19 protein-coding genes are annotated in these 21161 nt (G+C 66.1%); 8 read left to right on the top strand and 11 right to left on the bottom strand.

The window, feature by feature from the left end; genetic code table 11:
- Positions 1-23 precede the first annotated feature (23 nt).
- Genes uppS through AC1Q5S_RS13100 form a run of 4 tightly spaced genes read right to left on the bottom strand, consistent with a single transcriptional unit; the run spans position 24 to position 4718 of the window.
- Positions 24-752, bottom strand: coding sequence for a polyprenyl diphosphate synthase (gene uppS / locus AC1Q5S_RS13115; RefSeq protein WP_492238976.1), 729 nt, complete (start codon positions 750-752; stop codon positions 24-26).
- 2 nt (positions 753-754) lie between these two features.
- A complete protein-coding gene (locus AC1Q5S_RS13110) occupies positions 755-2974 on the bottom strand; it encodes a polysaccharide biosynthesis tyrosine autokinase (protein WP_492239004.1) in 2220 nt (739 codons plus the stop codon).
- Between the two features lie 42 nt (positions 2975-3016).
- Positions 3017-3460 carry a low molecular weight protein-tyrosine-phosphatase gene (locus AC1Q5S_RS13105; protein WP_492238975.1) on the bottom strand — a complete coding sequence of 148 codons (444 nt, stop codon included), beginning with the start codon at positions 3458-3460 and terminating at the stop codon, positions 3017-3019.
- A gap of 13 nt (positions 3461-3473) precedes the next feature.
- Positions 3474-4718, bottom strand: a complete 1245-nt coding sequence (locus tag AC1Q5S_RS13100) for a polysaccharide biosynthesis/export family protein (protein WP_492238974.1) — start codon at positions 4716-4718, stop codon at positions 3474-3476.
- A gap of 540 nt (positions 4719-5258) precedes the next feature.
- On the opposite strand from AC1Q5S_RS13100, the gene AC1Q5S_RS13095 reads away from it, so the two are divergent.
- Positions 5259-5441 carry a hypothetical protein gene (locus AC1Q5S_RS13095; protein WP_303835810.1) on the top strand — a complete coding sequence of 61 codons (183 nt, stop codon included), beginning with the start codon at positions 5259-5261 and terminating at the stop codon, positions 5439-5441.
- Positions 5442-5661: 220 nt separating this feature from the next.
- On the opposite strand, the gene AC1Q5S_RS13090 is transcribed toward AC1Q5S_RS13095, so the two are convergent.
- The 5 genes from AC1Q5S_RS13090 to AC1Q5S_RS13070 form a co-directional block, all read right to left on the bottom strand.
- Positions 5662-6246, bottom strand: coding sequence for a hypothetical protein (locus AC1Q5S_RS13090; RefSeq protein ID WP_303835808.1), 585 nt, complete (start codon positions 6244-6246; stop codon positions 5662-5664).
- Positions 6247-6416: 170 nt separating this feature from the next.
- The gene (locus AC1Q5S_RS13085; RefSeq protein WP_492238973.1) at positions 6417-8525 is read right to left on the bottom strand and encodes a YjbH domain-containing protein; all 2109 of its coding nucleotides are present in this window, start codon (positions 8523-8525) and stop codon (positions 6417-6419) included.
- Positions 8526-8847: 322 nt separating this feature from the next.
- Positions 8848-9540 carry a hypothetical protein gene (locus AC1Q5S_RS13080; RefSeq protein ID WP_303835805.1) on the bottom strand — a complete coding sequence of 231 codons (693 nt, stop codon included), beginning with the start codon at positions 9538-9540 and terminating at the stop codon, positions 8848-8850.
- A complete protein-coding gene (locus AC1Q5S_RS13075; protein ID WP_492238972.1) occupies positions 9537-10535 on the bottom strand; it encodes an MlaD family protein in 999 nt (332 codons plus the stop codon). The genes AC1Q5S_RS13080 and AC1Q5S_RS13075 overlap by 4 nt, the downstream gene beginning before the upstream one ends.
- Positions 10536-10569: 34 nt before the next feature.
- Entirely contained in the window at positions 10570-11370 is an 801-nt protein-coding gene (locus AC1Q5S_RS13070) for an MlaE family ABC transporter permease (RefSeq protein ID WP_492238971.1), read from the bottom strand.
- A 298-nt stretch (positions 11371-11668) separates the two neighbouring features.
- On the opposite strand from AC1Q5S_RS13070, the gene AC1Q5S_RS13065 reads away from it, so the two are divergent.
- The 7 genes from AC1Q5S_RS13065 to AC1Q5S_RS13035 all read left to right on the top strand — a co-directional run bounded on the left by AC1Q5S_RS13065 (position 11669) and on the right by AC1Q5S_RS13035 (position 16806).
- A complete protein-coding gene (locus tag AC1Q5S_RS13065) occupies positions 11669-12328 on the top strand; it encodes a YitT family protein (RefSeq protein ID WP_303835800.1) in 660 nt (219 codons plus the stop codon).
- Between the two features lie 47 nt (positions 12329-12375).
- Positions 12376-12774: a hypothetical protein gene (locus AC1Q5S_RS13060; RefSeq protein WP_303835798.1), complete on the top strand. Its 399-nt coding sequence runs from the start codon at positions 12376-12378 to the stop codon at positions 12772-12774.
- A 125-nt stretch (positions 12775-12899) separates the two neighbouring features.
- Positions 12900-13397 (top strand): cupredoxin domain-containing protein, encoded by a 498-nt coding sequence (locus AC1Q5S_RS13055; protein WP_303835796.1) that lies wholly within the window; start codon positions 12900-12902, stop codon positions 13395-13397.
- Between the two features lie 41 nt (positions 13398-13438).
- A complete protein-coding gene (locus AC1Q5S_RS13050) occupies positions 13439-13963 on the top strand; it encodes a DUF411 domain-containing protein (protein WP_422204250.1) in 525 nt (174 codons plus the stop codon).
- Entirely contained in the window at positions 13960-14346 is a 387-nt protein-coding gene (locus AC1Q5S_RS13045) for a copper-binding protein (RefSeq protein ID WP_422204252.1), read from the top strand. Before AC1Q5S_RS13050 ends, AC1Q5S_RS13045 begins: the two co-directional genes overlap by 4 nt.
- Positions 14347-14445: 99 nt before the next feature.
- Complete coding sequence (locus AC1Q5S_RS13040) at positions 14446-15450, top strand: P1 family peptidase (RefSeq protein ID WP_303835791.1); 1005 nt, start codon at positions 14446-14448, stop codon at positions 15448-15450.
- Positions 15451-15483: 33 nt separating this feature from the next.
- Complete coding sequence (locus AC1Q5S_RS13035; RefSeq protein WP_303835789.1) at positions 15484-16806, top strand: TAXI family TRAP transporter solute-binding subunit; 1323 nt, start codon at positions 15484-15486, stop codon at positions 16804-16806.
- A gap of 62 nt (positions 16807-16868) precedes the next feature.
- Here AC1Q5S_RS13035 and AC1Q5S_RS13030 read toward each other — a convergent pair whose 3' ends face one another.
- Together AC1Q5S_RS13030 and ettA are read right to left on the bottom strand one after the other, a co-directional pair.
- Positions 16869-19259, bottom strand: coding sequence for a DUF1631 family protein (locus AC1Q5S_RS13030; protein WP_492238970.1), 2391 nt, complete (start codon positions 19257-19259; stop codon positions 16869-16871).
- A 54-nt stretch (positions 19260-19313) separates the two neighbouring features.
- Positions 19314-20975, bottom strand: a complete 1662-nt coding sequence (gene ettA / locus AC1Q5S_RS13025) for an energy-dependent translational throttle protein EttA (protein ID WP_303835785.1) — start codon at positions 20973-20975, stop codon at positions 19314-19316.
- Positions 20976-21161: the final 186 nt, after the last annotated feature.

The following is a 21161-nucleotide window of genomic DNA, read 5'->3' as shown; positions in this document are numbered from 1 at the left end:
GGTCGAGCCTGTTCTGAAGAAAGTTAACTGGCCGCCAGCGCGCTGGAAACGCCAAAGCGACGGTCGCGTGCGCTGTACCACTGCAGTGCTTCGTCAAGCAGGAGCGCTGAGAAGTCGGGCCACAGCGTGTCGGTAAAAAACAGTTCGGTGTAGGCCATTTGCCAGAGCAGGAAGTTGCTGATGCGCGACTCGCCACCCGTGCGAATCAAGAGGTCGGGGTCGGGCGCGTAAGCCATGCTCATGTACGGGCGCAGCGCGGCTTCGTCCATGTCGATCAAGCTCAAGGCGGGGTTGTCAGCCTGCCAGGCCCGCACGGCCTGCACCATGTCCCAGCGCCCGCCGTAGTTGGCGGCAATGGTCAGGGTGATCTTGGTGTTGTGGGCGGTCAGGGCCTGTCCGCTGGCCATCAGGTTTTGCAGGCGCTGATCAAACCGGCTCAGGTCGCCCACGATCTTCAGGCGCACGCCGGTGCGGTGCATGTCGCTGATTTCTTTTTGCAGGTAGTGCACGAGCAAGCCCATGAGGCTGGTGACTTCCTCGGCCGGGCGCTGCCAGTTTTCGGTGCTGAAGGCAAACAGCGTGAGGTGGCTCACGCCAAGCGCAGAGCAGGCCTCGACGATCTGGCGCACGCGCCGCGCTCCGCTGGCATGGCCCAGGGCGCGCGGCAGGCTGCGCTTGGCGGCCCAGCGGCGGTTGCCATCCATGATGATTGCGACGTGTTGCGGCACTGCTGCTGGAGGGGTGGCCTGCATGTTCATTCCCGCCCACTGGTGTTGCCGTACTGGTAATTGGTGTACCGGTAGCGGCTGTATTTGTAGCCATAGCCGCCATAGCGCTGGCGGCTGGTGTCCAGGCCGTTGAACACCACGCCCTTGACCGGCACGCCGGCCTGGCCCAGGCGCCTGGTGCTCTCCAGCAGCTCGCCCAGCGCCGTCACCTCGGCCCGCGCCAGCAGGAACACCGTGCCGGCGTGGGGTGCCAGCACCTGGGTGTCCGACACCGCCAGCACGGGCGGAGTGTCGATCAGGACCAGGTCGTATTGGGCGGATGCGGTTTGCAGCAGCTGCACCATGGAGGGCGACAGCAGCAACTCGCCGGCGTTGGGCGGCAGCATGCCGGTGGTGACGAGGTCGAGGTGGGGTGCCACATTGCGGTGCACCACGTCACCCAGGGTGCGGGTGCCGGCAATCAGCTCGCTCAAGCCGTGGCCGCGCTGCAGTCCAAAGAACTGGTGGATGTGGCCTTTGCGCATGTCGGCGTCAATCAGCAGCACGCGCTTGCCACCCGCGGCCAGCACGGCCGCGAAGTTGGAGCTGGCAAAAGACTTGCCAATGCCCGGAGTGGGGCCGCTGAACAACACCACGTTGTTGCGCGCATCGAGCATGGCAAATTGCAGCGCGGTGCGTAGGCTGCGCAGGCTTTCAATGGCCGGGTCTTCGGGATGCACTACGGCGAGCAGGTGGTTGCCTGGTGCATGGCTCTTGATGAGCTTGGCCAGTTTGACCTGTTCCAGCGATTGCGGCACCGTGGCAAAAACGTGCAGGCCGGTGGCCGACTCGATGTCGGCGGCATCCCGGATACCGGGGCGCAGGCTGTTGCGCAGGAAAGCCAGGCCCATGCCCAGCAGCAGGCCCAGCACCAGGCTGATGGCCAGTATCTGCGCGCGCTTGGGCTTGACGGGCTTTTCAGGCACCACGGGGGCATCGACCACGCGCACGTTGCCTATCTTGCCTTCCTTGACCAGACGCAGCTGCTGGGCGCTGTTGAGCAGGTTGAGGTACAGCTCGCCATTGACCTTGACGTCGCGCGTCAGGCGCAGCAGGTCTTGCTCAGTGCTGGGCAGGGTTTTGACTTTGCTGGTGAGTACGGCGATTTCTTTGCTGACGGCGGCAATCTGGGCATCCAGTGTCTGGATGACGTGGTGGGCCGGGGTGAATTGCGCGCTGAGTTCGCGGCGCTTTTGCTGCAGCTCCAGCAGGCTGGCCTGCAACTTGACGGCCATGTCGAGGTAGTTCTTGCCTTCAACGCCCAGGTCAAAGGTGCCGTTGCGGTTGCGGAAGTTGTTGTACTTCTCCTCCGATTCTTCGAGCTGCTTTTTCAGCTGGGGCAGGAAGCCGCCCAGAAAGTCGAGCGACTTCTCGGCCTCGGCCGACTTGCGCTCGGTGTTCTGGCGCACATAGTTGGTGCCCACGGCGTTGAGGGTGCGGGCGATTTTTTCGGGGTCGTTGCCCTGCAGCGTTACGGCAATCACGCCCGATTGCTTGCCCTGCTCAGCAATGGCCAGGTCTTTTTGCAACTGCTCGATCACGCCCAGGCGTGAATCGCGCCGCACCGTGAAATGCGCGCCCGGTTTGGCCTGGAGCTCCTTCACCAGGATTCGCCCCTTGGCGTCGTCGCTGCCGAACTCCACGGCCACACCGGTCTGGCCTTTGACCAGGACCTGGTCGTCGGGGTCGCGCAGCTCAAAGCCGCCGTCGGTAGCCACCAGCAGCAGCGGCTTGCCTTGCAGCTCGGCGGGCACTTCAAGCAGCCCCAGGCGGATGGATTCGGTGCCCGAGACATAGCCCCCCAAGCCCCAAAAACCGGGGTTGGACAGCGTGGTGGCGCGGCGTGCCAGCCAGCCGCCCACCAGTGGCAGGTATTGGGGGCTTGCCGACACATAGAGCTGCAGGTCATCGACCGACTTGCCGACCACCAGGCGCGAGCGCAGGATTTCAATCTCGGCGGTGGCTGGCGACTTGATGTCGAACAGGCTTGCCGCCTCGCCCAGGGCGCCAGCGGCGCCGGGCTTGCTGTCTTCCACCTGGATCAGCGAGTCGGCCTCGTAGGTGGGGCTGGTGAGAAACGCATAGGCGCCACCAAGCAGCAGCACCAGTGCGGCCACACCGGCAACGAGCCAACGCGCCTCCAGCAGCACGTCGAGCAGGCCCAGCAGGTCGATTTCGTCGTCGTCCTGCAGCTCGGCCGGGGGCATGGTGGACACGGGTAATTGGGGGGAGTTCATACGGTCAGGCAATCACGAAACGAGTTGGATGCGGCGCACCCATTCGCCCACACCCAGGGCGATGGCGGCGTGGGCAGCTTCAAAGGCGGCGCGTGGCTCGCGGTAAGGGTCGGCAATGTCAAAGGCGCCCTGGGGGCCAAACTCGCCAAGGCGGCGGATTTTTCCGCGTGCCGTGGGGTAGAGTTTTTCGAGCTCTTGCTGGTGAGCCGCCTCCATGACCAGCACCAGGTCGGCATGGGCGCACATCCAGCCGGCCAGCTGCTGGGCACGGTGGGCCGACAGATCGAGGCCCTGCTGCGCGGCAATCTCGCAGGCCGTGGGCTCTGCGGGGTGGCCCACCACCGCTTGCAAGCCGGCGGACCAGACCTTGCGGCCGGGCAGCTGGTCTTTGAGCAGGGCTTCGGCCACCGGGCTGCGGCAGATGTTGCCCACGCACACCGTGAGGATGTTGTTCATTCCCGGCCCTGGCTCACTTGGCGGCGTCACGCGTGACGTTGACGGCCTGGGCGCTGGGCAGCACGAGGCTGATCACGCGGTTCCAGCGCACCAGCGGCACGGGATCGACATACACCACGTCGCGGGCCTGGAGCGCAAAGCCCTCGGCCAAAGCGTAGGCCAGAGGGGATTGGGCATCGAGGTGGTAAATCTCGGGCCCGGCAGATGCGGCACCGGCACCGGCTGCCGCCGCGCCCTGGGTGCCGCTGCGGCTGCGTACCACGAAAATCTGGCGCGGATCGCCCGAGGTGGCGTTGACGCCGCCGGACTCGCCCAGCGCCTCGTTGAGCGTGAGGCGGCCATTGCGCAAGGGCAAGGCGGCGGGCCGGGTGACTTCGCCCATGACGTACACCTTGGCGTCGTCGCGATTGCCCACGCGCACCAGGTCGCCAGCGGACAACAAAATACGCGACGGATTCACACCCATGGCCGTGAGTTGCGGCATGTTGACTTCGGTGGTGGCGCCGTTGCGGGTAATGGCGATGGTGGCCCGGTCGGCCACAGGGGTGAGCCCGCCAGCGCGGCTGATGGCCTCGGGCAAGGTCATGGGAATGTCGTTGATGGCCAGCAGGCCTGGAATGCGCACTTCACCATCCACATAGACCCGCCCGGCCCGGTAGGCCTGAACGCGCAGCGTGACCTGCGGGTCTTGCAGGAACTTGGCCAGGCGCTGGGTGAGCAGAGTGCGGGCCTGGTTTTCGGTAAGGCCGGCGATCTTGACGGTGCCGAGCAGCGGAAACTGGATGAGCCCCTCGGGGCTGACGTTGTAGCCGTTGCCCACAACGGCCAGGCCTGCGGCGTCCGTGGTCAGCGTTGCGCCTGCGGGGGCCAGCACCAGTTCGGGGTGATTCCAGACCACGATATTGACCACATCGGCGGGGCCGATGGTGTAGGGCCTGGCTTCGCCAAAAAGGCGCCTGACATCGTCGTCCACCTCGGTTTTTTGCCCGGCGCGCTGCTGGCGGATGAGTTCGGGGGTGATGCTGACCAGTGCGCCGGCAGGCGGCGCCTGGCCAACCGGGCCAGATGCATCAGAGGACGGTGCCGCACGCAGGGTGCTGATGGAATAGGGATTGGCCGACGGCTTGGCACCCTGCAGGCCCTGGCCCATGGAGAGGCCGGGCGCATAGGCACAGCCGCCCAACGTGGCGGCCGCAACAACGGCCAGAGCGCCGCGCTGCAATGTGTGCCTGGCAAGGAAGAGCGAGTTCAGGAACATAAGCGTTAAAGATGCTGCGCCGCATTGGCAACGGCTGCACGCAAAGAGCATTCAATAAACCAGCAATGGGGGGATTGGTGCCCGCTGAACGGGTACGCCAGATGGGTCAGCGCGGCAGTGGAGAGGGAAAACGTGAAGCGCGATGCTTCTGTCAACACACGCGCTCACACCACGCTGCATGGATATCCAAACATTATGCGCTCGAAATGTGTCAACTCGTTCTATTGGTTACAACCTCCACGGCCCCCATCCATGCTTTCCATGCGGGGGCGTGCCTTGCGGCATCGGTGCCCGTAGTGCCTTTCGCACCGACCGCACGCGCTGCCAATGCCCATCTTGCAGGGCAAGGCCTGCGATTCAGACCTCTGCGGGATGCGCCAAACATGTAACAAAACAACCTCACATCAAGCGTTGCAGGTTTCGCTGTTGTCTTACAGACGGAACCGGTACGGTTTGCTGAAATCTCACCAGCAAGCCATCGAGGCTCGCTGGAGGTTGTTGAGACTTTCCGATCGTTTTCCCTTGCGGAGGATTACCGCCATGAACCACCACCCCACTCCATCCGGTACCCGTGCCATCGCGGCATTCGCCGCCACGGTGGTTCTGTCGGTTTTGGCCGCGGTGCTGGGCTTGCTGCCCGATGTTGCGGTGCAGTCCGCCGATTCCATGACGCGTTTGCCCGACCAGCTGGACCAGTTGCTGCCGGCCGGGCTGTTCGACTGAGACGCGGCATTTGCGCCTACGGCCCGCCTATGGATTCGGCCCCATGAGGCTGGAACCGTGCGCCCTGCGCTGGTCGAATGGTTCTTCGGCAAGCGCAGCCTGAACGGCAAGGGACCACTCCGCAAAGGCGCATGCCACGGCCGAAAAACCCGGTACGGGCGGCAGACCCGCCCCGGGGCAAGGCGCCAGCCGCTTCAGGAGGCGACTGACAGGTGGCGAATTAACCGCCCGCACCGGTGGCGGAAACCACCGGTGTTGTGCCCACCGTGGCACCGTTCACCGCCACGGAACCGTCGGAGCCGATGATGGCGGGCAGTGTCAACGCAGCCGAGCTGGTGGTTCCCAGCACCAGGGTCACGGGCAGGTTGGTCGAGGTTCCAACCTGTGTGCCGCTGGTGCCCACGGTCAGGGAGCAGGGGTTGATCGTGGTGACTTGGCCCAGCGCCAGTGCATGGCCTGCCGGGAAGGTCGAGGCCTTCACGGTGAAGATGCAGGAGCCAAAGGTCATGTCACCGGTCGCGGTGGCACCCGCCGACCCGATGTTGAAGGTGGGCGCGGCACCGGTGCCGCCGATCGTCACGGTGGTGCTGCTGCTGGTGCCCAGCAGGGGCACGCCGGCGGAGAAGGTAATGGGCTTGTCGATCACGGCAGGAACGATCGCGGCCCCGGAGGTCTTGTCGATCGTTGCGGTGGTGTTCGTCTGTGCCACCATCGCAGGTGACGAGCTGCCGCCGCCACCGCAAGCGGAAAGCAGAATGCCGCCAGAGACAACCAGGCCGGCCATGGCCATTTTCTTCAGTTTCATCATTCTTACCCCTTTAGTTGAATTGAAAAACGTCCCATCGAGGAACTTGGTGAAAGACGCCTCCGCCTTCTCTTCGGGCCAGCGTCAAACTCTTGATGGATCAGCAACGCGCCTCAGGCTCCTCTGTGTCGATCCGTTGGCCCTGAGGGAGGTTGCCAATCCAGCACTCGCTACGGCATCAGCGGCAGCGCATGCAGATAAAACGATTCGCGCAACCGGGGCAGTTGCGAGCGCATGTAATCAGGTGTCACGCGGCCCGAGTTGAGCATTTCGACCTCGGGCTCGTAGGCCAGGTCGACGGGGCGCACGGCGTCGGGCTTGACGAAATTGCCACTGTTTCTGTCACTGGTCATCAGCGTACGAATGCCGGGGGCAAAACGCGGGCTGCCGGTGAACTGAACGGGCGCGGCACCCATGCCCTGGCGCGGGGCGATGGGCAGGCTCAGCTCCAGGCCGACAAAGGTGTTGCTCCCGCCACGGCGGGCATAGAGCTGCAGGGCGACATCACCAAACCAGCGTGTGAAGCCGAGCGACGGCCCGCTCGAACCATCGGTGTAGCGGTGCACGCCCCCCTCGGCCCAGGTGGTGGAGGACAGGCGCCAGCGGTAGAGGGCCGAGACGGCATCGACGGTGCGAGGCAGGGTGGTGTGGAGGGCGGCGTCTGCCGTGCGCCGGTTGACGCTCGCGCGCAGGTGGGCCGTGTCGTCCCGACCGGGGACGAAGAAGATGGCCTCGCCCTCGGCGCCGATCCGGTCATGCTGGTAGCGGCCGGCGCCCACGCTGGCAAAGACGCGCTCACCCAGCCAGAATGACTGCTGCAGCGCCAGGGTCTGCAGGCCGTTGCGGTGGCGCGAACCGGCATAGATGCGGCCTGGCTCCATGTTGTCGCTGTTGGCGACGCGCTGCACGAGGTCGGCATACAGCACGCCACCGCGCCACAGGTTGGCGCTGGTGCGGGCCTGCACGGCCAGCGAGTAGTCGAACAGGCCGAATTCGGTGGCGGTGGCGTGGTTCAGGAGCGGCGAGAAGGCCACGCGCACGCGGGTGGCGGAAGACGCCTTTGCCTGCAGCCACTGCACAGACTCGGATTCGTAACCCGGCAGGCGGCCAAAGCCCATGCTGGCCTGAACGGCGGCGGCATCGCCCTCGCGCAGGTAGATCCGGAAGGCAGCCAGGTTGACCGAGGTTTCAAACACGACCTGGCCAGCCTTGAGCGTGATCGCGTGGACACGGTGCACCCCGGACGGGGCCTGCTCGGCGGCGAGACCGAGCACGACCCCCAGGGCATCGACCTCGTTTTGCAGGTAGCGGTGGTTCTCATATTCGACCACCAGGTTGTCGCCCAGGGTGCCCACGCGCACGCGATCCAGGCCGGCCGATCGCAGCGAGGCCTGGAGCGCGGGCAGCGGGTCGGTCAAAGGCGCGGCAGCCACCGCCCCCGCGACAGGCGCCAGAGGGGGCAAGGCTGCCTGTGCCTTGGCCGCCGCGAGCGCGCGGCGATCGCGCGTGGCGTCGTCGGTTTCCAGCGGCAGCACCAGGGTGAGGTTGAAGCTGTTGGCGTCGGCCGGGCGGCCCAGCGTGCCGGTGGCGCCGAAAGAGCGCTGCACGGAACCGATCAGCTGCGCGTCGCCCAGCCAGGGCAGAGGCTCACTGTAGTAGCGCAGGCCGGCGTGGCGGCGCGTGCCATCGTTCTCCAGCAGTGCGGTGGCGCGCGTGTCCCACAGGCGCATTTCAGCGCCGCCAAACAGGCCGTCGAGCACGCGGGCCTGGCCACGGGCTTTGCTGTGTGCATAGCCCAGCGACCAGCGCAGGGGGCCCCAGTCGTCGCTGGCCACTGCATAGGCGGACCGGAAAAAGGATGCACCTCCTTGAACGTCGGTCAGACCGACGGCCAGCCTGGGCAGGGGCAAGCCAAGCCCTTCGGTGGGCAACTGCCATTTGACGTTGGCGGACAGGTCACGCACCCCGTGGGCATTGGGCAGGCCGGGAGCCGCGGGAAACGTGGTGGTGTATTCAGCCAGTCGGCCGAACAGTTCGACGCCGCTCCCCAGGCCAAAGCCCAGCGTGTAGTTGCGCCGGCGGCTGAAAGTGCCGAGCTTGGGGTCTTGTTCGCTACCCAGGCTGGCCGCCATCTCGCCGGTGCCGAGCACATAGGCCGAGGGGATATGCAGCCCCCCCGTGGCGCCAATACTGGCCACACCCAGCCCCTGGGCCTGAGCGGCCGAGGCAAGCCACAGCAGCAGACTGGCGAGGGGCAGGACGATGTGAACGTGTTTCATGCGGTGGGACAAAGGAGATAAAACCAAAACGCGCCGCTTCCGAATTTGTCCGAACACCGGTCACATTGATACGGAGTGTAACGATATCAATACGACTGTTCTGTGAAAAGCTGAACAGAATCAAGCGGTTAGGCGATATGGCTGATTTTTCGTGGCTGCGATCGCACTGCGAGGCGCATGAAACCCCGGTTTTCTCGGCCCCGAGATTGAAAAATCAGTAACCCCATGTATACCACGGTATCGGATGGAGATGCCTTCTTGAGGATGCCCATGCGCACGCCGGTGGCGACTGTGCGCCCGCCCTGCCTCCTCGGCTCTCCCCTCAATCAGGCTTGCCGCCGCGCTCCACGATGGCGATGCGCCGCTGCAGGGCGGCAGCGGCCCCGGTATCGCCTGCGGCCTGGGCGCGCTCGGCCTGCACCATCAGCCAGGCCAGCAAGGGTCGGCGCCAGCCCTGTGCCGATGCGGTTTCCACCGCCACCGACAGGGTGGCCGGTGTGGCGCGGCCGGTTTTCAGCAGCACGCCCGCGGCCACCAGGCGCGACAAGGGATCGTGGATGCCGGAGAGCCCGGCCCCGGCTTGTGCCGGCCCCGCCTGGGCCATGCTGCGCTGGGCGGGGGGCAGTTGCGCTGCATCCTGTGCGGGCAGCTGGCCGGCCAGGTAATCGGCGTAGGCCTTTTCGCGGGCGGGGGCATCGCGCCGCAGTGCTTCAAACGCCGCGCAGGGCTCGAACACCAGGCTGGCCACGCGCCCGGCGCAGCGCAGCAGCTCCAGCCGGGCCAGCAGATCCAGGCGGCCGGTGCGGGCCAGGGCTTCGCGGGCCCGGTTCCATTCGAGTTGTTCCACCCGGTTGTCGCCAGCAAGGTAGGCGTCCTGGGCCTTTTGCGATGCGCCATGGGCGTCCATCTGCCATTCGGGGGTGGGCGGGCCGCTGGCACAGGCCGCCAGCAGCCCAACCACGGACAGCACGCTCCAGCGGGCCAGTGCCTTGGTCGATGCAGGGGCGATGGTCATGGCAGTTGCAGTTCCGTGTTGCGCGCAAAGGGCCATTTGCGGTTGATTTCGTTGACCAGGCTTTCCACCTTGCGCAGATTGCTTTCCACCTCGGCGCGCAGGGCGCCCAGGTCGGTGGTGGCCTCGCGGGCGTTGGCGCCAATGGCCTGCGCCTCGACCAGCACCGCATCCACCTTGCGCAGGCTGGCCCGGGTTTCGGCCAGCAGGCCGTTGAGCTGCACCACGGTGGCGCGGACCTCGGGCACCAGGGCATCCTTGCCGCCCTGGCCAAACACCTGGCGGTCGGCGCGCGCCACCATGCCGTCCAGGCGGGCCAGCAAGGCGTTGGTGCGCTCCAGCGTGGCCACCACTTTGCCGGCATCGGCTTCGTTGCCCATGAGCACGCCTAAAGCGCCACCCGGCCCGTTCAGCCGCTTGGCCAGTTCCTGCACCTGCCCGAGGCTGCTGCCCAGGGCGGCGTCCTGGGCCGTGAGGGCGTTGAGGTTGCCCAGCAGCTCGCGCGCCGATGCCATGAGCTGGGGGATTTCGGCCGTGGCGTCGCCGCGCAGCACGGACCGCACGGCGCCGTCGGGCAACAGCGGGTCGGACAGCATGCCGCTGTAGGCGCGGATATTGGTGCCCCCCACCACGCCGCGCACCAGGGTGAACACGCTCGACTGGCGCAGCCAGTGCGCGTCCTTGCGCGGCACGTCCACGACGATGCGGACATTGCCGTCGTCGGACAGCTCGATGCGCCGCACACGGCCGATCGGAAAGCCCGAGAACGTCATGTCCATGCCCACCACCACGCCTTCGGAGTCGTCGGCCGTGAGCACCAGCGTTTGCGTGGGCTCGAAGGCGCCGCGCGCATACAGCAGGTACAGGCCCGAACCCACGATGAGCGCCAGCGTGAACAGCAGCAGCGCCGTGGCCTTGAGCTGCAGATGGGCCACCGGGCGCAGCGTTTCCACCAGCGGCGGCGGTGGCTGCGGTGAGGAAGGGGTAGGTTCTGTCATGGCGCGTTGCAGGGGTTCGGTAAAGCCATCCATCTCAATAGTAGTTGCCGACGAGCGAGCCGACCTCGATCAGCAGCAGCACCGCAAACATGCGCGCGAGGCCACCCAGCTCGGAGTCGGGCGCAGCGCCCTCGCCCGCGTCGTACATGCCGGCCGCCGTGGGGATCAGGGCCACGGCCAGGCTGGAAAACAGCGTTTTCAGGACAAACACCAGCGTCACCGCCGGCGAGAACACATGGCCGAACATGCGCGTGTAGCCGGGCAGGCCGGCCAGGTTGAAGCCATACACGCTGATGTAGGCCATGACCAGCGCCACCACGCACGACAGCGCGGCCAGCGTGATGCTGGCAAACACACCGGCCACCACACGCGGCAGCAGCTCCATGCGTACCGGGTCGCCCCCGTGGGCACGCAGGGCCTCGAAATGGCCCGACTGGCGCAGCAGCGCCAGTTGCGTGCCGTGGGGGATGGTGCAGCGCATGGCCACGAACAGCGTGGCCGTGAGCGGGATGAGTTCGAGCACCAGCACACGAATCACCATTTCGAGCGCGTAGCGCGACAGGCCATAGCTCAGCGCCGTCACCACCACGATGCGCGTGATGACCAGGGCCAGCAACGCCGCCAGCACCGTGAACCCCAACAGGATGGGCGCCGTGTCGAGGTAGATCTGGCGCGCCAGCGTGCGGCGGGCCGACGGGCTGTAGCTGGACGGCGACAGCACCAGCACCAGCACCACCGCGCCCAGGTACACGATACGCCCCCAGGCCAGCGCCCAGCGCCGCACGGTGCGCCACAGGCGCTCGGGCAGCGAATATCCGGGCAAGTGGAAAAGCATGGGCGGATCATAGCGACCAGCCACCAGGGTATTTGAAACAAAATACCACGCAAGCGTTTGATGCATATGCGCAAGCAGCTATTAATTAAGTAGCAACCTGGTTTTGGGCAGAGGCCTCCGATCCCGGAGACGCAAAGGGTCGGACAACCCTGCAAAACAGGCCCAGGCGCTTGCCCACCCAGCGCCAGCAGCTGTCCATCGGATGGCAAAACCAGCCCGCCGCCCGAGCTTGACGCAAAGCAAGCCGGGCACGGCCCCTGCATGGTCCAATCCACTCCCGCCACGCCAACGCCGCCCTATGACCCGCTCGACCACCGCCCCCGCTGCCCCCTCCGCCCACGCTGCCCCCGCCACACCGCAGGCCGCCGTGCCGCACACCGCCACCGAAGATGCGGTGGCGGTCTTCACCGGCGTGCTGCTGATCTCGGTGGGTGTGGCCTTTTTCACCAGCGCCGGGCTGCTGACAGGGGGCACGGCGGGTTTGGCCTTCTTGTTGCACTACGCTACGGGCATCGGCTTTGGCAAGATCTTCTTTGTGCTCAACCTGCCGTTTTACTGGCTGGCACTGCGCAAGCTGGGGCGTGAATTCACGCTCAAGACCTTTGTCGCGGTGCTGCTGCTGTCGGTGCTGACCGAATGGCAGGCGCAGTTCTTGCAGTTTTCCCACTTGCAGCCGCTGTATGCAGCCATCGCGGGTGGCCTGATCACGGGCACGGGCTTTCTGGTGCTGTTCCGCCACCGCTGCAGCCTGGGCGGCGTGGGCATAGCGGCCCTGTACCTGCAGGACCGCTACGGCTGGCGCGCGGGCAAGGTGCAGATGGCGGTGGACTGCTGCATCGTGCTGCTGGCGCTGTGGACGGTGGAGCCGGTGCGCGTGGCCTGGTCGATTGCCGGCGCCGTGGCCCTGAACCTGGTGCTGGCCATGAACCACCGGCCCGGGCGCTACATGGCGGTGTAGCGGCGGGCGGCATGGAACCTTTTGGCCCTGGCGCCTATCATTCAGGCATGCGTCGCATCCTGTCCCTGGCTTTGGTGGTCATGCTGGTCCTTCGGGGCCTCGTGGGCACCGCCCTGGCCGCCGGGGTCATGCCCACCCTGCCGGTGCAGGGCGCAGAAATGCAGACGCCAGCGGGTTCCGCCGGGAACCACGCAGTGCATGCCGACCATGGCGATGCCCACCAGGCCGCAGCCCCGGCCAGCTGCCACGGCACCCCCGCCACCGACTGCAGCCCGCACCAGCACAGCCCCAGCTGCGCTGACTGCGACGTCTGCCATTCGGCGGTGCTGGCGCCGCCTGCATTGCCACTGCAGCCCCTGCATCTGCGCAGCACAGTGCGGCCTGCGAACACCGTGCCATTCGCCAGCGTGCAGGCAGCGCGCACCATCAAACCACCCATCGCCTGATCTCTGACGCCCGAAGTGCGTCTGCCATGGCCTGCCCGGTCGCGCCTGTGCGCGCGGCCATGCGGGCATAACGGGGGAAACATTCTGCCGCCCACGGGCACCCATGCTGAAACCAGAAAAGAACCATGAAAACCATTCAATTCATAGCTACTTGCGCATTACTGGTAAGCACCACAAGCTCTTTTGGCCATGAAAACATGCCCCACCACAACGCCAGCGCCCCCGTGGCCAAGGAACAGAAAGACTGGGGCATTGCGGGCGATGCCAAGGCCGTGCGCCGCACCATCACGCTGCGCATGAACGACGACATGCGCTTCACCCCCAGCCACATCGAAGTGCGCGAGGGCGACACCGTGCGCCTGCGCGCCGAGAACCACGGCAAGGTGCTGCACGAGATCGTGCTGGGCACCCAGGCCGAACTGGCCCAGCATGCGCAGATGATGCAGAAGTTTCCCGACATGGAACACGACGAGCCCTTCATGGCCCATGTGCGCGCAGGCCAGCGCGGCGATATCGTGTGGCATTTCAACCGCGCCGGCACTTTTGACTTTGCCTGCCTGATCCCCGGCCATTACGAGGCCGGCATGACCGGAACCATCACCGTGCGGCCCCGCAACCGCTGACCCCTTTCACCCTCCATTCATTTGTCCTCCAGGTATCCACCATGCACAACACCCCTGCTTTCTCTGCCCCCGCCACGCCACACAGCGGCCTGCGCCGCCGCCACCTGCTCGCCGCCCTGCCCCTGGTGGGCGCGGCCCTCATCGCGCCGCGCCTGGTGCGCGCCGCCACGGGCACGCCCATCGAGGTCTGGAAAGACCCGAACTGCGGCTGCTGCCACGACTGGATTTCGCACATGGAAGCCAACGGCTTCAGCTTCACCATCCACGACACCGGCAACAACGCCGTGCGCGCGCGCCTGGGCCTGCCGCAAAAGCTGGGCTCGTGCCACACCGCGCTGGTGGGCGGCTACCTGATCGAAGGCCATGTGCCCGCCAGCGATGTGCGTGCCCTGCTGCGGCAAAAACCCCAGGCCCTGGGCCTTACGGTACCGGGCATGCCCGTGGGTTCGCCCGGCATGGACGGCGCGGTGTACGGCAACCGCCGTGACCCCTACGATGTGCTGCTGGTGGCGCGCAATGGCAGCACCCGTGTGTTCAAAAGCTACCACCAGAAGGCCTCGTCATGAAGCCACTCGCCTACGGCACCGTCGCCCTGCTGCTGGCTGGTGCACTCAGCCCCGCTTGGGCGCAGGCCCCGGCGGACGCGCACGACAGCCACCACCCGGGCGCAGCCTCTGCCGCACAGGGCGCGCAAGGCAACCCCGGCAGCACATCGGCAGACCAGAGTGAACTGAGCGAAGGCGAAATCACCCGCTGGGACCCGCGCACGCTCAAGGTCACCCTGCGCCACGGCGAGATCAAGAACCTGGACATGCCGCCCATGACCATGGTGTTCCGCGTGAACGACGCCAGCATGCTGGCCCCCTTCCAGCCCGGCGACAAGGTGCGCTTTCGGGTGGAGCGGCGAACCACCGGGTACTTCATCACCCGCTTGGAAGCCGCACGTTAAGAACCTGTTCAAAGAACGGCCGGCGCGGGGTGATGGGCACGCGCGAAGGGTTGGCCGCGGCGCGTGCCATGGCTCCGCCGGGCACCATAATCACCGGCCATGAACGCAGACCTTCCCGCCAGCGACGCTGGCAGCATCACCCGCGTGGCCGGCATCGAGGTGGGCCACTTCACCGACACGCGCCGCCCCACCGGCTGCACCGTGGTCATGGCGCGCGAGGGTGCGGTAGGCGGTGTCGATGTGCGCGGCGCCGCACCGGGCACGCGTGAGACCGATCTGCTCGCCCCCTGCAATCTGGTCGAACAGGTGCACGCCATCGTGCTCGCCGGCGGCAGCGCCTGGGGGCTGGAAGCCGCCACCGGCGCGGTGCGCTGGCTGGAGGAACACGGCGTGGGGTTCGACGTGGCCGTGGGCCGCCTGCCCATCGTGCCCGCCGCCGTGCTGTTTGACCTGCTGGTGGGCGACATGCGCATCCGCCCTGACGCCGCCGCAGGCTATGCCGCCTGCGCCGCCGCGTCGCGCGATGACCCCGCCGAAGGCAACGTGGGCGCCGGTACCGGTGCCGCCGTCGGCAAGGTTTTTGGCATGCAGCGGGCGATGAAGGGCGGCGTGGGCACCGCTTCGATCACCGTGGGCGGCGTCACCGTGGGGGCGCTCATCGCCTGCAACGCCGTGGGCGATGTGCTCGACCCCGACACCGCCCAGGTGATTGCCGGTGCGCGCACCGAAGACGGCCTGCGCCTGCTTGACACCCGCCGCGCCCTGCTGCGCGGCGAGCGGCCCCAGCCGTTGCTGGCCGGCACCAACACCACCATCGGCGTGGTGGCCACCGACGCCACTATCAGCAAGGTACAGGCCCACCGCCTGGCAGTGACCGCCCACGACGGGCTGGCGCGCAGCATCAATCCGGTGCACACCCTATCGGACGGCGACACACTGTTCACCCTGGGCACCGGGCTGGCAGGCAAAAACCCTGGCATGCTGGTGCTGGCCACCCTGGCCGCCGAGGTCACGGCCATCGCCACCGCCCGTGCGGTGCGCGCCGCACGGGCTCTCACCACTTCCGACGGCCTGCACCTGCCCTGCTTTGCCGATCTGGCCTGACCCGCGCCCACGGCACCATTCACCACCCCGACCATGCCCCAGGCTTTTCGCAACACCCTGCTCACCCTGCGCGACCTCATCGTCTCTGCCGGCCCGCTGGCCTTTGTGGCTGTGGGGCTGGTGGTGGCCGCCTACTGGTGGCTGAACCCCAACCCACCCAACCAGGTCACGCTGGCCACCGGCCCCGCGCAAAGCGCCTACGAAGAGTTTGGCAAGCGCTACCAGAAAGCCCTGGCCGCCGACGGCATCGAGGTGGTGCTGCTGCCCAGCGAGGGTTCGTTGGCCAACCTGCAGTTGCTGCGCGAGGGCAAGGCCGACGTGGCCTTTGTGCAGGGCGGCACGGCAGAGCTGCAGCCAGACGATCCCGATCAGCTGGTGTCGCTGGGCAGCCTGTTTGTCGAGCCGGTGTGGCTTTTTTATCGTACCGATGCGGCCCTGAAAGTGGCGGCCAGCGGGCGCCTTGACAGCCTGCGCCAGTTGCGCGGCCTGCGCGTGAACGTGGGCTCGGAAGGCAGCGGCGTGCCCACCTTGATGGACCGCTTGCTCGATGCGAACCGGGTGGAAAAAGGGCAGGTGAAACTGTCGCGGCTGGAGCAGACGCCCGCCACGATGGCCTTTCTGGCGGGCAAGCTGGACGCGCTGGTGTTTGCCTCGGCGCCCGAATCCCTCATGGTGCAGATGCTGCTGCAGACCCCGGGCGTGCACCTCATGGACTTTGCGCAGCACGAGGCCTATGGCCGCAAGTTTCCCTTCCTCACCCCCGTGACGCTGCCCCGTGGGGTGGTGGACCTGGCCGGCAATGTGCCCGCACGCGATGTGCGGCTGGTGGCCTCCACCACCTCGCTGCTGGCCCGCGAGGGCACCCACCCCGCGCTGTTGACGCTGTTTGCCCAGAATGCGCAGGCGCTGCATGGGGATGCAGGCTGGTTCAACCGGGCGCGCGAGTTTCCCAGCACCCGGCACAGCGAGCTGCCCATTGCCAAGGAGGGCGAGCGCGCCATCAACGAGCCGGTGCCCCTGCTGCAACGCTACCTGCCGTTCTGGATTGCCAACCTGGTCGAGCGCATGTGGCTGGTGCTGGGCATCTTGCTGGCCGTGATGCTGCCGCTGTCGCGGGTGGTGCCGCCGATCTACCAGTTCAGGGTGCGCTCCCGGGTGTTCCGCTGGTATGGGCGTCTGCGCGAAATCGAAAACGACTTCGAATCAGGCAAGGCCTTGCCGCAAGACCTGCTGATGGCGCTGGACACGCTGGAAGCCCAGGCCGAGAAAGTGAGCGTACCGCTGTCGTATGCCGACGAGCTGTATGCGCTGCGCAACCACATCCATCTGGTGCGCAAAAAGATCTTGCGCACCTGAAGGGGAGCACCTGCCGCAAGGCAGACTGCATGCATGCCTGGGTTTGGGCTGGGTCGGTCTGCTCAGCGGGCTTTGCCAGACTTGCCAGGCTTTTTTGCCTGCAACGTCGCCGCCCTTGCATCCGGGGTGCGGGCCGCCGCCTGTGGTGCATCGGGCACCACGCGCAGGGCCCCCTCGGATGCCAGCTTGCTGCGCATGCGCCGCGTCATGGACTGGGTGCTGCCGTCGGCCGCGGTGAACAGGAACAGGGTTCCATGGGGGTTGGCCCAGGTCAGCTGGGTGCGCACGGCACGGCGGTTGGTGATCAGCTCGACCCAGACACCGACCACCAACTCGGGGTAGAGCTTGTCGTCTGCCGGCGCTGCCGTGCTGCTCTCTGGTGCCTCCATTTCCGAAACCGCCACCGCGGGCACCTCGCCGGCCGGTTCGACAACGGGCAATGCAGGTTCAGGTTCGGAAACCACAGCAACAGGGGCTGGTTTTTCGAAAGCCTCCTGGTGCAGATCCACGAGCCGCTGCAAGAAGCTGCTGGTATGGGCCGGGGAATGCGCGATCGTCTTCAGGCCTGCGCGCACCGTGGCCAGAATGCCGGGCATGACCTGGGTGAGGCGGTCAGGTTCGGCACGCGCCAATGCGGGCTGCACGCTCCACAGCAGCAGGGGCACCAGGGCCAGATATCCGCCAGGATCCTCTTCGGAGCCGTTCAGTCCCTCTGGCTGCGTCACCTGGGCCAGCGCCACCACATCGGCCCACGGGCCAGTGACAAAGTCCAGGATGTCAGCGGGCACCTGGTCCAGATCTGGCAGCTTGCGGAAATCCGCCGCAATTTTCCCGGCCAGCATTTCACGCTGTTCGGCCTGCAGCAGGATTTTTTCCTGGGCCTCCTGCTGGGTCCTGATCTTTTCCTCCTGGGTGTCCCAGACCGCATGCAAGGCCCTGAGCACTGTGTCAAAAGGCCCTGCGTCCTGGATTTCCGTGACAGCCAGATGCTCGACCGCCTGGTTCAGCAAGCGCATGAACTGGCTGAAACCTGGAGCGCGCTCGGTGGTGAAAGTGCGGCTGCGCTGGGTCAGTTCGTCCAGCAGGCGCCGCGCCGGGTGCGCTTCATCGGTGAGAAAGTGTCCGTCATGCCGCACCAGCTTCTTGATCGCCGGCTCCAGGTTTTGTACGGCACTCTGGACAGGCGCAAGCAGGCGAGCGTCCTGCGCAATGTTTTCCATCATGCGGTCCACCACTTCCATGGCAGCCGCCGACGAGTACGCCTGTCCATCGGCGGGAGGGGCACAGGGAACCGCAACGGCCCCAACCCGACCAGAACCGCCTGCGGCAGGGTTGTCCGACAAGCGCCCCACCAGACGTTCGAGCTGTGCCATGTCCTGCATGGCCTCAGCCACTGCACCCGCCGAAGAAAATTCGCTCGCCTGGCCAGCCAGCCCGGCCTGCGCACTGGCGTCCGGAGGATCGGACCATGCAGAGTGCACACTGGCGGGCTGCGAATCCCCACCCGCATGGGCACGCGCATCAAAGGCATAGGGGTTGCCGCCGCTGGCCAGCATCTGGCGCAGGATGCCTACCGTCAACAACGCTTCCTCGGCCGCAGAGGAAATGGGCGCCGGCAACGAATCGCCTTGCCCCCCGGTCGCGGCACCCGCGCCCTGGCCATGGGCTGTCGGCATGCCGTACCCGCTCACGGGCCCGCCCATGGAATGTCGGTCATAAGCGGTCGAATAGCCCCCGCCATACCCCGTGCGCTGGTGGGACCCACCGTATCTGCTGCGTCCGGCACCACCGGCGGGCACGCCGAGAACGGCATATCCCACAGGTTCGATGCCATGCTCCCGCAGACTGGCGCAGGCGCTCTTGTACTCTATTACCAGCAACCGGCCCAGAACTTCGCACATGTGCTGCATCCACAGTTGCCGCACTGGCGGGGCAATCCCGGTCTCGGCCACCACCCCCTGCAATGCGCGGATGTAGTTTTCCGGACGCAGGGGGTTGCGCTCGGGTTGAACGCTGCGCAAGCCCTGGGCGGAGCTGACCAGGGTGTTGAGCTCCGTCAGAACGGCATCGGTGGCATGCGCGGCCAGTTGCTGGGCCCGGGCCAGTTCCATCTGGTCCTGCACCTCGGTTTCGCCCATGAGCGAAAGTTCACCGAAATGCATGCCCGAGTCATCGGCTGCGTGCGCACCCGTTGTTGTGGAGGGCCCTTCGGCGAAGATTTCCAGCAGGGCCATCGGATATGCCTTGGCCAGCGATGGCTCGTGCTGTGCCAGCAACCGCAGAGCATCGTCCACCAGAGAGCGCCGCTGGATATCGTGGGTGGACGATTCCTCGCCTGCCAAAGCGCTCTTGGTGGCCCGCACCAGCTGCCCCATGAGGGCTTCGCCCCCGCGCACTGCATTGACAACACAGGCACGGAATACCGTTCGCGATCGGGACGCTGTTGGGGACATGCGGGGAGAATGAAAGAAAAGCTTCCAGTTGCAATGCTACTGGAAGCTTTTCCTTTACTTCAGCGCCTTGAAACGCATGCGCTTGGGCTTCGCGCCCTCTTCACCCAGGCGCCGCTTCTTGTCGGCCTCGTACTCCTGGTAGTTGCCGTCGAAGAAGGTCCATTGGCTGTCCCCCTCGGCGGCCAGAATATGGGTGGCAATGCGGTCCAGGAACCAGCGATCGTGGCTGATCACCAGCACCGTTCCGGCGTACTCCAGCAGCGCATCTTCCAGGGCGCGCAAGGTTTCCACGTCCAGGTCGTTGGAGGGCTCGTCGAGCAGCAGCACGTTGCCACCGGAGATCAGTGTCTTGGCCAGGTGCAGGCGTCCGCGCTCGCCGCCCGAGAGCATGCCCACCTTCTTTTGCTGGTCGCCGCCGTTGAAGTTGAAGCGCCCCGCGTAGGCCCGGCTGGCCATGGTGAACTTGCCGATGTTGATCATGTCCAGGCCGCCGGAGATGTCTTCCCAGACCGTCTTGTCGTTCGCCAGCGCATCGCGGTGCTGGTCCACAAAGGCCATCTTCACGGTGGAGCCGATCACGACTTCGCCGCTGTCGGGCTGCTCGCGGCCGGCAATCAGCTTGAACAGGGTCGATTTACCGGCGCCGTTCGGACCGATGATGCCGACGATGGCGCCGGCCGGGATGTTCATGCTCAGGTTATCGATGAGCACACGATCGCCGAACGACTTGGTGACGTTCCTGAACTCGATCACCTGGGTTCCCAGGCGGTCGGCCACGGGAATGAAAATCTCGTTCGTTTCGTTGCGCCGCTGGTATTCGAAATCGGACAGCTCCTCGAAACGCGCCAGGCGGGCCTTGCTCTTGGCCTGGCGGGCCTTGGGGTTCTGGCGTGACCATTCCAGCTCTTTTTTCAGGGCCTTGGCGCGCGATTCCTCGCCCTTTTGCTCGGACTCCAGGCGCGCCTGCTTCTGGGTCAGCCAGTCGCTGTAGTTGCCCTTGTACGGAATGCCATGGCCCCGGTCGAGTTCCAGGATCCACTCGGCCGCGTTGTCCAGGAAGTAGCGGTCGTGGGTGATGGCCACCACCGTGCCGGGATAGCGCTGAAGAAACTGCTCCAGCCAGTCCACCGATTCGGCGTCCAGGTGGTTGGTGGGCTCGTCGAGCAGCAGCATGTCGGGCTTGGACAGCAGCAGGCGGCACAGTGCCACGCGGCGCTTTTCACCGCCCGACAGCACACCCACCCGGGCATCCCAGGATGGCAGCCGCAGGGCGTCGGCGGCGATTTCCAGCTGGTGCTCGGAATCGGTGCCCGCAGTCGCAATGACGGCTTCCAGGCGGGCCTGCTCGGCGGCCAGCGCATCGAAGTCGGCGTCGGGTTCGGCGTAGGCCGCATACACCTCTTCGAGCTTGGCCTTGGCAGCAAACACCTCGCCCATGGCTTCCTCGACGCTTTCACGCACCGTGTGGTCCGGGTTGAGCTGCGGCTCCTGGGGCAGATAGCCAATCTTGATGCCCGGCATGGCGATGGCCTCGCCTTCGATCTCCTTGTCCACACCCGCCATGATCTTGAGCAAGGTGGACTTGCCGGAGCCGTTGACACCCAGCACGCCGATCTTGGCGCCGGGGAAGAAGCTCAGGGAGATGTCCTTCAAGATCTGCCGTTTGGGCGGCACGGTCTTGCTGACACGGTTCATGGAAAATACGTATTGGGCCATTCGTTCTCTAACCTGCAAAAGTGGGCAGAAATTCTGCGTACAAACCGCGATTATCGGCCCATGCGACAATACGCGGCGTTGCGGGCTCCAGTTGCCCGCCACATCAGCAGTCTGCTGGGGACGAAGGAAGAGCATCTTCCGGGCTCCCACCCTTGAACCTCATCTGCCTGAGACTGGCTCGGCAAC

This window comes from Acidovorax sp. GW835-FHT14B10 (assembly GCF_058793725.1).
The sequence above is the reverse complement of the archived record's forward strand: the minus strand, read 5'-3'. Positions and strand labels throughout refer to the sequence as shown.

Bases quoted from the DNA above. Each gene is read 5' to 3' on its own strand.
- AC1Q5S_RS13060 (WP_303835798.1), top strand. From the start codon at position 12,376: ATGCGTCGCATCCTGTCCCTGGCTTTGGTGGTCATGCTGGTCCTTCGG.
- AC1Q5S_RS13080 (WP_303835805.1), bottom strand. From the start codon at position 9,540: ATGACCATCGCCCCTGCATCGACCAAGGCACTGGCCCGCTGGAGCGTG.
- AC1Q5S_RS13055 (WP_303835796.1), top strand. From the start codon at position 12,900: ATGAAAACCATTCAATTCATAGCTACTTGCGCATTACTGGTAAGCACC.
- AC1Q5S_RS13070 (WP_492238971.1), bottom strand. From the start codon at position 11,370: ATGCTTTTCCACTTGCCCGGATATTCGCTGCCCGAGCGCCTGTGGCGC.
- AC1Q5S_RS13050 (WP_422204250.1), top strand. From the start codon at position 13,439: ATGCACAACACCCCTGCTTTCTCTGCCCCCGCCACGCCACACAGCGGC.
- uppS (WP_492238976.1), bottom strand. From the start codon at position 752: ATGCAGGCCACCCCTCCAGCAGCAGTGCCGCAACACGTCGCAATCATC.
- AC1Q5S_RS13105 (WP_492238975.1), bottom strand. From the start codon at position 3,460: ATGAACAACATCCTCACGGTGTGCGTGGGCAACATCTGCCGCAGCCCG.
- AC1Q5S_RS13085 (WP_492238973.1), bottom strand. From the start codon at position 8,525: ATGAAACACGTTCACATCGTCCTGCCCCTCGCCAGTCTGCTGCTGTGG.
- AC1Q5S_RS13045 (WP_422204252.1), top strand. From the start codon at position 13,960: ATGAAGCCACTCGCCTACGGCACCGTCGCCCTGCTGCTGGCTGGTGCA.
- AC1Q5S_RS13040 (WP_303835791.1), top strand. From the start codon at position 14,446: ATGAACGCAGACCTTCCCGCCAGCGACGCTGGCAGCATCACCCGCGTG.
- AC1Q5S_RS13075 (WP_492238972.1), bottom strand. From the start codon at position 10,535: ATGACAGAACCTACCCCTTCCTCACCGCAGCCACCGCCGCCGCTGGTG.
- AC1Q5S_RS13035 (WP_303835789.1), top strand. From the start codon at position 15,484: ATGCCCCAGGCTTTTCGCAACACCCTGCTCACCCTGCGCGACCTCATC.
- AC1Q5S_RS13090 (WP_303835808.1), bottom strand. From the start codon at position 6,246: ATGAAACTGAAGAAAATGGCCATGGCCGGCCTGGTTGTCTCTGGCGGC.
- AC1Q5S_RS13065 (WP_303835800.1), top strand. From the start codon at position 11,669: ATGACCCGCTCGACCACCGCCCCCGCTGCCCCCTCCGCCCACGCTGCC.
- AC1Q5S_RS13110 (WP_492239004.1), bottom strand. From the start codon at position 2,974: ATGCCCCCGGCCGAGCTGCAGGACGACGACGAAATCGACCTGCTGGGC.
- AC1Q5S_RS13030 (WP_492238970.1), bottom strand. From the start codon at position 19,259: ATGTCCCCAACAGCGTCCCGATCGCGAACGGTATTCCGTGCCTGTGTT.
- ettA (WP_303835785.1), bottom strand. From the start codon at position 20,975: ATGGCCCAATACGTATTTTCCATGAACCGTGTCAGCAAGACCGTGCCG.
- AC1Q5S_RS13100 (WP_492238974.1), bottom strand. From the start codon at position 4,718: ATGTTCCTGAACTCGCTCTTCCTTGCCAGGCACACATTGCAGCGCGGC.
- AC1Q5S_RS13095 (WP_303835810.1), top strand. From the start codon at position 5,259: ATGAACCACCACCCCACTCCATCCGGTACCCGTGCCATCGCGGCATTC.